The sequence below is a fragment of the Pseudomonas sp. Irchel s3h14 genome, assembly GCF_900187425.1.
Classification (GTDB): domain Bacteria; phylum Pseudomonadota; class Gammaproteobacteria; order Pseudomonadales; family Pseudomonadaceae; genus Aquipseudomonas.
On record NZ_FYDJ01000030.1, the window covers coordinates 20875 to 35184 of the forward strand.

Below are 14310 nucleotides of genomic sequence, written 5' to 3' on the forward strand. Positions count from 1 at the left end.
GCTCAGCCTCCGGTCACGGTCGGGAAAAAGGCCACTTCATCGCCATCGCTCACCGGCTCATCGAGCTGGCACAGGTCTTCATTGCGGGCGCACATCAGGTTCTGTTCGCTCAGCACTTCGGCACCGTCTCGCTGGGCCAACAGTGCACGCACATCGTCGACGGTGGCGAAGCTGCCTTCAACCTTCACCGAATCAACGCCGAGCGCTTCACGGTAACGGGCAAAAAACTTCACGGTGACGTTCATGGTTGATCCGCCTGGAAATGGCCGCTCTTGCCGCCGAGTTTCTCCAGCAGCCGCACGCTTTCAATGGTCATGCCGCGATCCACGGCTTTGCACATGTCGTAGATAGTCAGCGCAGCGACGCTGGCGGCGGTCAGGGCTTCCATCTCCACGCCGGTTTGTCCGGACAACTTGCAGCGCGCCACGATGCGCACGGTGTCGTCGCCTTCAGCACTGAGCTCGACCTTGACGCCAGTGAGCAGCAGCGGATGGCACAGAGGGATCAGATCGCTGGTTTTCTTCGCGGCCTGAATGCCAGCGATACGCGCCACGGCGAACACATCACCCTTGGGGTGACCGCCGCTGACGATCATCTGCAGGGTTTCGGGCAGCATGCGCACGAGCGCTTGGGCCGTTGCTTCACGGAACGTCACGGCTTTTTCAGTGACGTCGACCATATGGGCGCGACCTTGGGAATCGAGATGAGTCAGCACAGGGATACTCCTGATCAGGAGCCCCGATTGTAAACCTGTGGGTCAAAATTCCGCACGTTTGATTATCGGATCACCACAAACCCAATGTGGGAGCGGGCTTGCTCGCGAATGCGGTGTGTCAGTCGCATTGATGTCGGATGTGCCGCCGTCTTCGCGAGCAAGCCCGCTCCCACAGGATTTTGAGTTGCCCATAAAAAACCGGGCGGCTTTGGGGCCGCCCGGTTTTGGTAAAGGTTACAAATGCGATTCGGCGTATTCGGCCAGAATCGAACGTGGCACCCCTTGCAGGGTGATGTGCACACCGTTGGGGAAATCCTTGAAGCGTTCTGTGAGGTACGTCAGCCCGGAACTGGTCGCGGACAGGTAAGGGGTGTCGATCTGTGCCAGGTTGCCCAGGCACACCACTTTGGAACCGGCGCCGGCACGGGTGATGATGGTTTTCATCTGGTGCGGCGTGAGGTTCTGGCATTCATCGATCAGGATCAGACTCTGCTGGAAGCTGCGGCCTCGAATGTAGTTGAGGGATTTGAACTGCAACGGCACTTTGCTGAGGATGTAATCGACGCTGCCATGGGTGTTTTCGTCATCCATGTGCAAGGCTTCGAGGTTGTCGGTGATGGCGCCCAGCCAAGGCTCCATTTTTTCCGCTTCGGTGCCGGGCAGGAAACCGATCTCCTGGTCCAGGCCCTGCACGCTACGGGTCGCGATGATCCGGCGATAGCGCTTGCTGACCATGGTCTGCTCGATCGCCGCCGCCAATGCGAGGATGGTTTTACCGGAACCCGCTGCCCCGGTCAGGTTGACCAGGTGGATATCCGGATCGAGCAAGGCGTACAGCGCCAGGCTTTGATAGATGTCACGCGGTTTCAGGCCCCAGGCTTCCTGGTGCAACAGGGGTTCCTGATGCAGGTCGAGAATCAGCAGCTTGTCTTCCTCGATCTCCTTGATCCAGCCGACAAAACCCTGTTCGTCGATGATGAACTCGTTGACGTGCACCGCCGGCAGGTTGTCGATCAACTGCACCTGGTGCCAGGTGCGGCCATGGTCCTGACGGGTGTCGACATTCCTCACACGGTCCCAGAAGGAGCCGGACATGTTGTGATAACCGTTGGGCAGCAACGACACGTCGTCAACCAGTTGGTCGGTGCTGTAGTCCTCGGCCGCAATCCCGCAAGCCCGGGCCTTGAGGCGCATGTTGATGTCTTTGGTGACCAGCACCACAGGCAGCTTTGGTTCGCGCGCGTGCAGGTCGATCAACTGGTTGATGATGATGTTGTCGTTCAGGTGCTCGGGCAGAATGATGTTCGGTTCGGCACGTTTGCTCATCAGAATTGACAGCAAACCCTTGGGCCCACTTTTGCCACGCTGGATCGGTACGCCGAGCTCGACGTCTTCAGGACTGGCATCGCCCAGGGTCTTGTCGATCAGGCGAATCGCCTGACGGCATTCCGCAGCCACGCTGTGATGCCCGCTCTTGAGCTTGTCGAGCTCCTCAAGCACGGTCATCGGGATGGCGACGTGGTGTTCTTCGAAGTTAAGCAGGGCGTTTGGATCGTGAATCAATACGTTGGTATCGAGTACATAAAGGATTGGCTGGTTGGAGGAAGAACTACGTCCGTGATCATCCATACTCGGTCACCTTTGTGGGAGCCAGTCGACGCAATACCGTTACAGTGCTGCGCCTCGAAGTGGCCACCGAATTCACCTGCGGGGACTCAAGTGAACTGCATCCATAGCTGGGTCTTGGAAGACGCCACCTGTGTTGCAGGTTTCGGCGGTCTGTCTTCGTAATACTCCAAAACCTGTGACAGAAAAAAGTACTTTGACGTTTTTTTGAAGTTTATTTTTCAGAGTGACCAATAGCACTAGGCGGATTGCCATCACCCCGTTAAAGTCGGAAGTCCGCCTGCACCGAATTCTCGCCCAAAATCATCCCTCGCCCAATGTTTACGGCCTTTCGCCGTTTTCAGCGAAACGCGTCCTGACAGTCTTCCCAGCCGATTCCGCTTTGCGCCGTTTGCGTGATGAGCCAGGGCATCGCCGTTTTCAGCGCATCCTGCTTCACGTTGAAGTTGATCACCCCGTGTCGCCACAACAGCATCAGACTCAACACCCGTTGCGCGCTCTGATTGGCTTTTAACTTGCCCGCACCGTCCTGGGCATCGATATCCCACAGCGCCACCTGCAAGCCCTGGGATTTGAAAAATCCCTCAGCGTCAGACCGACGCTGGCCATCGGGCGGTCGAAACAATGGCACGTAGTTCTCGGGCAGCTTGCTTTTGACCAGTTCGACGCTGCGTCGCACCGAGTCCTGCCAGTCCTGCCAGTGGCTGTGTGAGCGAAATTCCCAGCCTTGCACGCCAATGCACTGCTTCGAGTACGTCGCTTGCAGGCTGGCTACCGAACGATCGGCCAGACGGGCCTGGATGTCCTTGCCGAGGACGAAAAACGTGCCACTCATGTTCGACTTGCGCAGGAATTCCGTGGCCCAGGCGGTGTTATCCGGCGCGGTATTGGCGGCGCTGTCGAAGGTCAGCAAAAACAGCCGGTCATGCATCTGATCGCCGTTGCGCTCATAGTCGCCAAAACGATCGACTTCGCTGCTGGTTTGCGGAAACAGCGCTGCCTTGCGCAATTGCTCGTCCAGGTACTGGGCGTGGAACAGTCGGCTCGGCTCCGCCCACTTTATGTAGTAGCTCTCATCGCTGACCTGAAACTTGGCGGCTTGCTGGCGCAGGGTGTCCATGTCCTCGACCAGGAAACAGAAGGAGGCATCCTGATCGCAGCTCTGCTGGGCGTAGTTGTAGTTGGCCAGCAGTCGCTGCCACATGCGCTGGCGCAGGTTGTTGATCGATTCCAGATTGACCGTGCGCAACCCCAGGCGCTGGGCCAGGCTCACTTCATCCAGGGATTCGCTGGCCAACAGGACGCGAGCGAACGTGAGGATTTCGGCCCGTGACGCCACATCAAACAGGGTCGGGCTGTTGAGCTGTTCAGGCCAGGTGCTGCGATCAAGCGTCGCCACATCGCCCGGCGCCGCCATGGCGCCGAAGCTCAACAGCCAGGCCGAGAATAGAAAAACGATACGCAATGGGATGTCTCCATAACAAAACCCGCGCGGCACTATAGCTGATAGCCGGCCCCATGATCGTTCCCACGCTCTGCGTGGGAACGATCAGGGTGTGCCCACCACCGATCACCTATGGGCTTGATAGCTGGAGTCAACAAGGACAACCCCCTAGAATCGCCCCCACGATTAAAGGAGACGACTTCATGCTGATGGTGATTTCCCCCGCCAAGACCCTCGATTACGAAACACCGCCGGCGACCCAGCGCTTCACTCAGCCACAATACCTCGACCATTCCCAGGAACTGATCCTGCAATTGCGCGAGCTGGCCCCTGCGCAGATCAGTGAGTTGATGCACGTCTCCGACAAGATCGGCGGGCTCAACGCCGCGCGTTTCGGCAGCTGGACGCCCGCATTCACTCCGGAAAACGCCAAACAGGCACTGCTCGCCTTCAAGGGCGACGTCTACACCGGGTTGAATGCTCAAACCTTCAGCGAGGCCGATTTCGATTACGCCCAGCAGCACTTGCGCATGTTGTCCGGCCTGTACGGCCTGCTGCGCCCACTGGACCTGATGCAGCCGTATCGACTGGAGATGGGTACCAAACTGGCGAATGCCCGTGGCAAGGACTTGTATGCCTTCTGGGGCACACGGATCAGCGAATGGTTGAACGAAGCCCTGGCCGATCAGGGCGATGACGTGCTGCTGAACCTGGCCTCCAACGAGTACTTCTCGGCGGTCAAACGCAACGCCCTGAACGCGCGCATCATCAATACCGAATTCAAGGATCTGAAGAACGGCCAGTACAAGATCATCAGCTTCTACGCGAAAAAGGCCCGCGGCATGATGAGTCGCTTCGTCATTGAAGAGCGCATCAACGACCCGCAAGCCCTCAAGCAATTCGACGTACAAGGTTATCGCTACAGCGCCGAGCAGTCTAAACCGGACAATCTGGTGTTCCTGCGCGATCACGCACCCGAGTAAGCACCCGGTTGGCGCACGCCTCATTAATGGGGCGTGCGCCACGTCCAATCGCCCAACAATTCCCCGCCCCATTCGTCACTTTACTGACGTCAAAAATCAATCATTCGATTTTCTAACTTTAGTTTCACTCGACTTTGCTGAATTTTTTCAGTAGTGGCACTGAAATTTTTTATCGGTAGTGGCAAATAACTATCTAATCCAACAATAACCCTATGTATCAAGGGCGAAACAGGCGTTGCTATCAATATGAAAGCAGTGCCATCTTTTTCAATATTTCAAGAAATTTCAGATTTCGCGATGGGCGGACAGGAACTATGTCCAGATGCGTCGCTCATACCACCGGTAACCATTCTCTCTGAGCTTGTACGAGATAACTTACGCAGAGAAGAGATTCACATAGCAAAGTTGTCACATTAACTTCTGCTTACTGATCCCTGATTTGGGCAACACATGAAGGACAGGAGATTAAGCATCATAAATATCCCCTACAAGGCCAAGGCTGCGCCCCTATAAACGTGCTCACCTGAGCACCCAACCGCTTGATTTACGGGCTTCTGGCCTGGCATTGAGCGCGCAAGACCTTTGCACGAATGTCTTCTGATTAGAAGATCTGCTGCATAACAGGGCACGCCATAACAATAAAAGCCTAGTTGCGCACATCTTGAGTGCACTTATTTAGACACTCGGAACTTATATGCCTGCACGCGGCATTGTGACGCCTTTAAGGCGCACTTCCGAGTGCACTATGACCGCTGAACACCATTAACTCCGGCCATGTAATGGCTTGATAAACACAGAGGTAATTGCGATGCGCATCAGCATATTTGGTTTGGGTTACGTCGGCGCAGTATGTGCCGGTTGCCTGTCTGCACGGGGCCATGACGTCGTTGGCGTCGATGTTGCCAAAGACAAAATCGATATGATCAACGCCGGTAAATCGCCGATCGTTGAACCGGGTCTGGGCGAGCTTCTGCAGAAGGGTATCGAGACGGGCAAATTGCGCGGCACGACCAACTTCGCCGAGGCGATTCGCGACACCGACCTGTCGATGATCTGCGTCGGCACGCCGAGCAAGAAGAACGGCGATCTGGAACTGAACTACATCGAAGCCGTGTGCCGCGAGATCGGTTTTGTCCTGCGTGACAAGACCACCCGTCACACCATCGTGGTTCGCAGCACCGTACTGCCAGGCACTGTGGCAAACGTAGTGATCCCGATCCTCGAAGACTGCTCCGGCAAGAAAGCCGGTGTCGACTTCGGTGTTGCAGTGAACCCTGAGTTCCTGCGTGAAAGCACCGCGATCGCCGACTACGACCTGCCGCCAATGACCGTCATCGGCGAGTTCGACAAGGCTTCGGGCGACGTTCTGCAATCGCTGTACGAAGAACTCGACGCTCCGATCATCCGCAAGGACATCGCAGTGGCCGAGATGATCAAGTACACCTGCAACGTGTGGCACGCCACCAAGGTGACCTTCGCCAACGAGATCGGCAACATCGCCAAGGCTGTCGGCGTCGATGGCCGCGAAGTGATGGAAGTGGTCTGCCAGGACAAGACGCTGAACCTGTCCCAGTACTACATGCGTCCTGGTTTCGCGTTCGGTGGTTCCTGCCTGCCGAAGGACGTTCGCGCCCTGACCTACCGCGCCGGTTCCCTGGACGTGGAAGCACCACTGCTGAACTCGCTGATGCGCAGTAACGAGTCCCAGGTGCAGAACGCTTTCGACATCGTCTCCAGCCACGGCAAACGCAAAGTCGCCCTGCTGGGTCTGAGCTTCAAGGCCGGTACTGACGACCTGCGCGAAAGCCCGCTGGTTGATCTGGCGGAAATGCTGATCGGCAAGGGCTACGAGCTGAGCATCTACGACACCAACGTCGAATACGCCCGTGTCCACGGTGCGAACAAGGATTACATCGAGTCGAAGATCCCTCACGTCTCGTCCTTGCTCAACGCCAATTTCGACGAAGTGATCAACAACTCCGACGTGATCATCCTTGGCAACCGTGACGAGAAATTCCGCGCCCTGGCGCAGAACGCTCCACACGGCAAGCAAGTGATCGATCTGGTCGGCTTCATGTCCCAGGCCACCAGCGTTAGCGGTCGCACCGAAGGCATCTGCTGGTAATGCGGTCGTAGGAGCTGTCGAGTGAAACGAGGCTGCGATCTTTCCAGGTCCACTTGAGTTTCAAGCGAAAGATCAAGAGATCGCAGGCTTCGCCAGCTCCTACAGGATTTCTGGCGTCATCCGGAACGGATGTCGCCAGTTTTCGTAAGCCTGCCTTAACCCCATCGGGCCACCCCACAGGCTCGCCCGAGATAGAGACGGATGCAGATTATGCACAGGCTAAAGCACGGCCTACTTCAGGTCGCCGGTTGGCTGTTTTACTTAAGTATTTTGATGGGCATCGCCATGGCGTTGCCTGCGTCCACGTTCGACTCCGAGTCGAAGGACTTCATCTTCCTGATCGGTATCGTCGGTATCTGGCGCTACTCGATGGGTGCTACGCACTTTCTGCGCGGCATGCTGTTTCTGTACGTGGTCTACCCGCACCTGCGGCGCAAAGTGCGCAAGCTGGGTAAAGCGGCAGACCCGTCCCATGTATTTCTGATGGTCACCAGTTTTCGTATCGACGCGCTGACCACCGCCCAGGTCTACGCCTCGGTGATTCGCGAAGCGATCGACTGCGGACTGCCGACCACCATGGTCTGCTCCATCGTGGAAATGTCCGATGAGAAGCTGGTGAAAAGCCTTTGGGCCAAAATGAATCCACCGGCTCGCGTCAAGCTCGACTTCGTGCGCATTCCCGGCACCGGCAAGCGCGATGGCCTGGCCTACGGTTTCCGCGCCATCTCCCGCCACCTGCCGGACGACCGCGCAGTGGTTGCAGTGATCGATGGCGACACCGTGCTCGCCGAAGGCGTCGTGCTCAAGACCGTGCCGTGGTTCCAGCTGTTCGGCAATGTCGGCGGCCTGACCACCAACGAGTTCTGCGAAGTGCGCGGCGGCTACATCATGAGCGAGTGGCACAAACTGCGCTTCGCCCAGCGCCACATCAACATGTGCTCGATGGCCCTGTCCAAGCGCGTGCTGACCATGACCGGGCGGATGTCGGTATTCCGCGCCACCGTGGTGACCAACCCGGACTTCATCGCCGACGTGGAAAGCGACTCGCTGCAACACTGGCGCCTGGGTCGCTTCAAGTTCCTCACCGGTGATGACAAGTCGAGCTGGTTCAGCTTGATGCGCCTGGGCTACGACACGTTTTATGTGCCGGACGCCGCCATTCACACCGTGGAACACCCACCGGAAAAAAGCTTCATCAAGGCCAGTCGCAAATTGATGTTCCGCTGGTACGGCAACAACCTGCGGCAGAACTCCCGCGCCTTGGGCCTGGGGATGAAACGTCTCGGCCTGTTCACTTCGGTGGTGCTGTTCGACCAGCGTGTGTCGATGTGGACGTCGCTGCTTGGCCTGACCGTCGCGCTCATCGCCACCTTCAAATACGGCGCCGCGTTCATCCTGGTTTACCTGCTGTGGATCGGCATTACCCGCCTGATCCTGACCGTGCTGCTGTCTTTGTCCGGTCACACGATCGGCCCGGCCTACCCGGCGATTCTCTATTACAACCAGATCGTCGGCGCGCTGGTGAAGATCTACGTGTTCTTCCGCCTCGACCGACAGTCCTGGAGTCGCCAGCCCACTTCCCTGACCCGTGATCTCGCCAGCTTTCAAGGTTGGTTCAACACTTGGTCGTCTCGGACCATGACCTTCTCCGCCGGCAGCATTTTTGTTGCTGTGCTGCTGATGATGGTCTGACCGAACTCGCCTGAATTAACTAGGAAATCGTCCATATGAATACCGCCGTCAACGCCAACGTAGTGCATGAATCAGAAGCCCAGCGCCAGCACGCCCGGGTAAAAATCCCGGCCAAGCTGCGTTTCTACGGTCCTGACCGGACGCCGGTAGAAGCTCGGGTCATCGACCTCTCCGCTGGCGGCCTGGCTTTCAACGCCGGTCAGCTGCCGCTGAAAGTCGGCGACGTGTACAAGGCTCGCCTGCAGTTCGTCATCGATAACCTCGGCCTGGCCATGGACGTCGAGTTACTGGTGCGTTCCCACGACCGCGAAACCGGTCGTACCGGTTGCCAGTTCCAGAACCTCGAATCTCAGGACATTTCCACCCTGCGCCACCTGATCACTTCGCACCTGGCCGGCGACATCGTCACCATGGGTGAAGTGTTGGCCACCCTGCAACGCGACAACTTCACCAAGGCGCGCAAGAACAAGGATGGCGGCCACGGCATGACCCCGTTCGGTCGCCTGCGTGCAGTGACCTTCAGTCTCGCGATTTTCCTCGTCGGCCTGACGGCATTCGGCTTCATCTTCAAGTCGGTGTACGGCATGTACTTCGTCAGCCACGCCCAGGCCGGTCTGGTCAGCGTGGCGGGCATGAGCATCACCATGCCGCGCGACGGCACGGTGCAGAGCCTGATCAAGGCCGACGGCGTTGCCGCCAAAGGCGCGCCGCTGGCAACCTTCAGCACCAGCATGCTCGATGTGCTCAAGGGCCATCTTGACGACAATCAATTACAACCGGCCAAGGTTGAAGAACTGTTCGGCAAGCAAATGACCGGCACCCTGACGTCGCCGTGCGATTGCACCGTAGCGCAGCAAATGGTCGCCGACGGTCAGTACGCCAACAAGGGCGACGTGATCTTCCAACTGGTGCCGCGTAACAGCGAAGCCAACATTGAAGCGCGCTTCTCCTATCGCCAGTTCGGCGACGTGCTGCCAGGCAGCTCGGTCAGCTTCCAGATCGCCGGCGAAGATAAAACCCGCTCCGGCACGATCATCAGCAGCACCAGCCTGAAAAGCGCCGACCTGTCGTCCGACATCCGCGTGCAGATCAAACCTGACGAGCCGCTGGACAGCAAATTCGCCGGTCGCCCGGTTGAAGTCAACGCCACCCGTGGTCCGAACCTGAACTGGCTGATCGACAAAGCCATGGCCGCCGGTCGTTAAAAACAAGAGGACATGCCCGTGACTAGCCCACTCAGAATCCTGCCAGTCCCGCTGACTCTGGCCATGGCAATTGCCCTGGCCGGATGCGCCGGCCTGCCCGACCAGCGTCTGGCCAACGAAGCCCTCAAGCGCGGTGATACCACGCTGGCGGCGCAGAATTACCAGCAATTGGCAGACCTGGGCTACAGCGAAGCACAGGTTGGCCTCGCCGATATCCAGGTCGACAGCCGTGACCCGGCGCAGATCAAGAAAGCCGAGGCGACTTATCGCGCTGCGGCCAGCGTCTCGCCGCGAGCTCAGGCTCGCCTGGGTCGTCTGCTGGTGGCCAAACCCGGCTCTACCGAAGCCGAACAGCACGAAGCCGAAGGCCTGTTGAAGAAAGCCACTGCCGCAGGCGAAGGCAACACCCTGATCCCGCTGGCGATGTTGTACTTGCAATACCCGCACAGTTTCCCGAACGTCAACGCGCAACAGCAGATCAGCCAATGGCGCGCCGAAGGCAAGCCGGAAGCGGGCCTGGCCCAAGTGCTGCTCTATCGCACCCAGGGCACTTACGACCAGCATCTGGACGAAGTGGAAACGATCTGCAAAGCCGCGTTGAACACCACCGACATCTGCTACGTCGAACTGGCCACGGTCTATCAGAAAAAAGCCCAGCCAGAGAAACAGGCCGAGCTGATCAAGCAAATGCAAGCCGCTCAGGCTCGCGGCGCGGTTTCCGCCCAGCGGGTGGACAGCGTGGCTCGCGTACTGGGCGATGCATCCCTGGGCACGACCGATGAGAAAACCGCTCAGTCGCTGCTCGAAGGCATCGCACCCGGCTACCCCGCTTCCTGGGTCAGCCTGGCGCAACTGCTCTACGACTTCCCGGAACTGGGTGACGTCGACACGATGATGAAGTACCTGGACAACGGCCGCGCTGCCGACCAGCCGCGCGCCGAACTGTTGCTGGGCAAGCTCTACTACGAAGGCAAAATGGTCCCGGCCGACGCGAAGGTCGCCGAAGAACATTTCAAGAAAGCCGTCGACAGAGAAGTGGCCGCCGATTACTACCTCGGTCAGATCTACCGTCGCGGTTACCTGGGCAAGGTCTATTCGCAAAAAGCGCTGGACCACCTGCTCAAGGCTGCGCGTAACGGCCAGAACAGCGCCGACTTCGCCATTGCCCAACTGTTCTCCCAAGGCAAGGGCACCCGGCCCGACCCACTTAACGCTTATGTCTTCAGCCAATTGGCCAAGGCCCAGAACACCCCGCAAGCCACCGAGCTTGCGCAAACACTCGAAGCCCAACTGCCGCCTGCCCAGCTCGCCGAGGCCCAACGCCTGTTGAAACAAGAACAGGCCGTTCGTGGTGCCTTGAGTCAGAACACGCTGGAACTGCATGCCCTGGAAGAAGAAGACGGCGAGGAATCCCTATGAAGTTGAATCCATTCGTTAAGGCCGGTATTGGCCTGTCATTCGCCCTGCTGTGGTCGTGCCCGACCCTGGCGGCCCTGACTGAAAGCAAAAACTACGGCCTTGACGTGAAAGTCACCGCCCAGTCCGAAGACGACACCGACCTGGGTACGCAGAGCGGCGGCGACGTCAACGGCGTCGGCCTCGACCTGCGTCCATGGATCTACGGCGAGAGCGGCGCGTGGAGCGGCTACGCCATGGGTCAGGCCGTGACGTCCACCGACATCATCGAGACGGACACCCTGCAACAGTCCGACAGCGACGGCACCCAGACCACCGACAACGGTGATCGCAAGAGCAAGAAGAACTACCTGGCGATGCGCGAGTTCTGGGTCGGCTACAGCGGCCTTACGCCCTACCCCGGCGAGATTCTCAAGCTCGGTCGCCAGCGTCTGCGCAATGACGATGGCCAATGGCGCGACACCAACATCGAAGCCCTGAACTGGACCTTCGACACCACCCTGCTGCGCGCCAACGCCGGTGTTGCCGAGCGCTTCAGCGAGTACCGCACCGACCTCACAGAACTCGCGCCCAAGGATAAGGATCGCCTGCACGCTTACGCCGATGCGGCGTACCAGTGGAACCCGGGCAACTGGGTCGGCATTCGTGGTCATCACACCCACGATGACGGCAAGCTCGATTACCCGACTCCGGGCGTTGCCGCCGATTCTCTGGACAAGAAAGAGAACGGCGACATCAGCTGGATCGGCCTCACCGCCGACAGCGATGCCTACAACTGGCGCAACACCAACACCGTCAATTACTGGGGCAGCGTCACCGGCATGAGTGGCGACCGCGACACGGTCAACCCGCTGACCGCCGAGGGCACCGCACCGGCACAAGCCAAAACCAGTGGCGATGTTGATGGCTGGGCCACTGACCTGGGCGTGCGTCTGCGCCTCGATCCGCAATGGCAAGTCGGTGCAGCCTATGCCCGTGCCAGCGCCGATTACGAACAGAACGGCCTGCAAAGCAACCGCTCGAACTACACCGGTACTCGCTCGCGGGTTCACCGTTTCGGCGAGGCCTTCCGTGGCGAAATGAACAACATGCAGAGCGCTACCTTGTTCGGTTCGTGGATGCTCAACGACGAATACGACGCCAGTGTGATCTACCACAAATTCTGGCGCGTCGACGGCAACAAGCCGGTCGGCAGCAACGGCATCAACGCCGTCCAGAACGACACCGACGACGTGACCGGCGCCGTGCTCTCGAGCACGTCCCTGCCGCTGGAAGATGGCAACAAAGACCTCGGCCAGGAAATGGACGTGGTCGTCACCAAGTACTTCAAGCAAGGCCTGCTGCCCGCCTCCTTGAGCCAGTCGATCGATGAGCCTTCGGCCCTGGTGCGGTTGCGTGGCGGTGTGTTCAAGCCCGGCGATGCGTATGGCAAAGGCGTCGACTCGTACATGCACCGCGCGTTTGTCGACGTGATCTGGCGCTTCTGATGCGAACCGCTAAGGGAGTTCCTGACATGAACAGTCCGAAGAGAGGCTCGATAACCTTGCTGGCCGGCGCGATGTTGCTGGCCAGCACGGCAGCCTTCGCCACAGTGGAGCCGGCCTCGCCCGTTCAAAAAGGGCAACCGGCGACCATTGCAAAAGGGTTGCAGCAGGCCAAGACCTACACCGTCAGCAGCGCCCCGACCGCGCCGCTGGAGCTGGCCAAGCCGAAACTGCCGGACACCTCCGGCTACACCGCCGAAGCCATCGCCGCGAAAATCGTGCGCACCAAGCCCGGCAAGATCAGTGTGCGCCGGATGATGCAGGAAAACGCCCTGAAGGACTTCATCGGCGGCGATAACAAGATGGCCGAATGGGTCGTGCGTCAGCACGGTATCCCTCAAGCGATTTTCATCGACGACGGCTACATGAACCTCAAGGATCTGGCCCAGAAAGTACCCAAGCAGTACTTCAGCGAAACCTCGCCAGGTGTATTCCTGGCGAAGCTGCCGATCGTGGTGGGCGAGAAAGGCATCCTGGAAATCGACAAGCAGACCCAGGAACTGCGCCTGTCCCAAGAGGCCGGTTCGTTCCTGGTCAACGACGGCCAGTTGTTTGTGCGTGATACCAAAATCACTGGCTGGAGCGAGAAGGCAAACGGCCCGGCGGTCTTCAAGTCGCCGAAGGAATTCCGTCCGTTCATGCTGTCCTGGGGCGGCACCCAGACCTACATCGCCAACAGCAAGATCGCCAGTTTCGGCTACGCCAACAGTAAGTCCTACGGCGTGAGTATTTCCCAGTACACGCCGAACATGGCCAAGGTGCTCAAGCGCCCTGACCCGAGCGGCTGGATCGTCGGCTCCGAGTTCTCGGACATGTGGTACGGCTTCTACTGCTACGAAACCCGCGACTTTGTGGTCAAGGGCAACACCTACAAAGACAACATCGTCTACGGCATTGACCCGCATGACCGTTCCCACGGTCTGATCATTGCCGACAACACGGTGTTTGGGACCAAGAAGAAGCACGGGATCATTATTTCCCGTGAGGTCAACGACAGCTTCATCTTCAACAACCGCAGCTACGACAACAAGTTGTCGGGCCTGGTGATCGACCGTAACAGCGTCAACAACCTGATCGCCTACAACGAGATCTACAAGAACCACACCGACGGCATCACCCTCTACGAGAGTGGCGACAACCTGCTGTGGGGCAACAAGGTGATCAGCAACAAACGCCACGGCATCCGGATTCGTAACAGCGTGAACATCCGCCTCTACGAAAACCTGTCCATGGCCAACGGCCTGACCGGTGTCTACGGACACATCAAGGACCTGACCGACACCGACCGTGACATCAAGCTCGATCCGTTCGATGCCCAGGTGTCCCTGATCGTGGTCGGCGGCGAACTGGCCGGCAACGGCAGCGGCCCGCTGTCCATCGACTCGCCGCTGAGCGTCGAGTTGTATCGCGTGTCCATGCTCGCGCCGACCAAATCCAGCGGCATCAGCTTCTCGGGGATTCTCGGCGAGCGCCAGGATGAAATTCTCGACCTGCTGGTGCGCCAGCAGAAAGCCGTGCTGATCGACCCTGTCGAACGCCAGACCGAAATGCGGGACTGAG

Annotated in this window: 11 protein-coding genes; 7 read left to right on the plus strand and 4 right to left on the minus strand. The window is 58.8% G+C overall.

The window, feature by feature from the left end:
• Positions 1 to 2 precede the first annotated feature (2 nt).
• The 4 genes from moaD to CKW16_RS29555 form a co-directional block, all read right to left on the minus strand.
• Positions 3 to 245, minus strand: coding sequence for a molybdopterin converting factor subunit 1 (moaD, locus tag CKW16_RS29540; protein ID WP_033061027.1), 243 nt, complete (start codon positions 243 to 245; stop codon positions 3 to 5).
• Positions 242 to 715 carry a cyclic pyranopterin monophosphate synthase MoaC gene (moaC, locus tag CKW16_RS29545; RefSeq protein WP_095132959.1) on the minus strand — a complete coding sequence of 158 codons (474 nt, stop codon included), beginning with the start codon at positions 713 to 715 and terminating at the stop codon, positions 242 to 244. The genes moaD and moaC overlap by 4 nt, the downstream gene beginning before the upstream one ends.
• Before the next feature lie 234 nt (positions 716 to 949).
• Positions 950 to 2344, minus strand: coding sequence for a PhoH family protein (locus tag CKW16_RS29550; RefSeq protein ID WP_095132961.1), 1395 nt, complete (start codon positions 2342 to 2344; stop codon positions 950 to 952).
• Positions 2345 to 2681: 337 nt separating this feature from the next.
• Complete coding sequence (locus tag CKW16_RS29555; protein ID WP_095132963.1) at positions 2682 to 3806, minus strand: polysaccharide deacetylase family protein; 1125 nt, start codon at positions 3804 to 3806, stop codon at positions 2682 to 2684.
• A gap of 182 nt (positions 3807 to 3988) precedes the next feature.
• Between CKW16_RS29555 and yaaA the strand changes: the two genes are divergently transcribed.
• From yaaA to algG, 7 genes are all read left to right on the plus strand, one after another.
• Positions 3989 to 4768 (plus strand): peroxide stress protein YaaA, encoded by a 780-nt coding sequence (gene yaaA, locus CKW16_RS29560; RefSeq protein WP_033061022.1) that lies wholly within the window; start codon positions 3989 to 3991, stop codon positions 4766 to 4768.
• An 808-nt stretch (positions 4769 to 5576) separates the two neighbouring features.
• Positions 5577 to 6893, plus strand: coding sequence for a nucleotide sugar dehydrogenase (locus CKW16_RS29565; protein WP_095132965.1), 1317 nt, complete (start codon positions 5577 to 5579; stop codon positions 6891 to 6893).
• A gap of 210 nt (positions 6894 to 7103) precedes the next feature.
• On the plus strand, positions 7104 to 8585 hold the full coding sequence (gene alg8, locus CKW16_RS29570) for a mannuronan synthase (protein ID WP_371918061.1): 1482 nt from the start codon (positions 7104 to 7106) through the stop codon (positions 8583 to 8585).
• A 35-nt stretch (positions 8586 to 8620) separates the two neighbouring features.
• Positions 8621 to 9790, plus strand: coding sequence for an alginate biosynthesis protein Alg44 (locus tag CKW16_RS29575; RefSeq protein WP_095132969.1), 1170 nt, complete (start codon positions 8621 to 8623; stop codon positions 9788 to 9790).
• A gap of 12 nt (positions 9791 to 9802) precedes the next feature.
• The gene (gene algK, locus CKW16_RS29580; protein ID WP_095132971.1) at positions 9803 to 11209 is read left to right on the plus strand and encodes an alginate biosynthesis TPR repeat lipoprotein AlgK; all 1407 of its coding nucleotides are present in this window, start codon (positions 9803 to 9805) and stop codon (positions 11207 to 11209) included.
• The gene (locus tag CKW16_RS29585; protein WP_095132973.1) at positions 11206 to 12693 is read left to right on the plus strand and encodes an alginate export family protein; all 1488 of its coding nucleotides are present in this window, start codon (positions 11206 to 11208) and stop codon (positions 12691 to 12693) included. The genes algK and CKW16_RS29585 overlap by 4 nt, the downstream gene beginning before the upstream one ends.
• A 26-nt stretch (positions 12694 to 12719) precedes the next feature.
• On the plus strand, positions 12720 to 14309 hold the full coding sequence (gene algG / locus CKW16_RS29590; protein WP_095132975.1) for a mannuronan 5-epimerase AlgG: 1590 nt from the start codon (positions 12720 to 12722) through the stop codon (positions 14307 to 14309).
• Position 14310 lies beyond the last annotated feature (1 nt).

Coding starts and splice junctions, on each gene's coding strand:
- moaD (WP_033061027.1), bottom strand. CDS start 245: ATGAACGTCACCGTGAAGTTTTTTGCCCGTTACCGTGAAGCGCTCGGC.
- CKW16_RS29550 (WP_095132961.1), bottom strand. CDS start 2,344: ATGGATGATCACGGACGTAGTTCTTCCTCCAACCAGCCAATCCTTTAT.
- yaaA (WP_033061022.1), top strand. CDS start 3,989: ATGCTGATGGTGATTTCCCCCGCCAAGACCCTCGATTACGAAACACCG.
- CKW16_RS29565 (WP_095132965.1), top strand. CDS start 5,577: ATGCGCATCAGCATATTTGGTTTGGGTTACGTCGGCGCAGTATGTGCC.
- alg8 (WP_371918061.1), top strand. CDS start 7,104: ATGCACAGGCTAAAGCACGGCCTACTTCAGGTCGCCGGTTGGCTGTTT.
- CKW16_RS29575 (WP_095132969.1), top strand. CDS start 8,621: ATGAATACCGCCGTCAACGCCAACGTAGTGCATGAATCAGAAGCCCAG.
- algK (WP_095132971.1), top strand. CDS start 9,803: ATGCCCGTGACTAGCCCACTCAGAATCCTGCCAGTCCCGCTGACTCTG.
- CKW16_RS29585 (WP_095132973.1), top strand. CDS start 11,206: ATGAAGTTGAATCCATTCGTTAAGGCCGGTATTGGCCTGTCATTCGCC.
- algG (WP_095132975.1), top strand. CDS start 12,720: ATGAACAGTCCGAAGAGAGGCTCGATAACCTTGCTGGCCGGCGCGATG.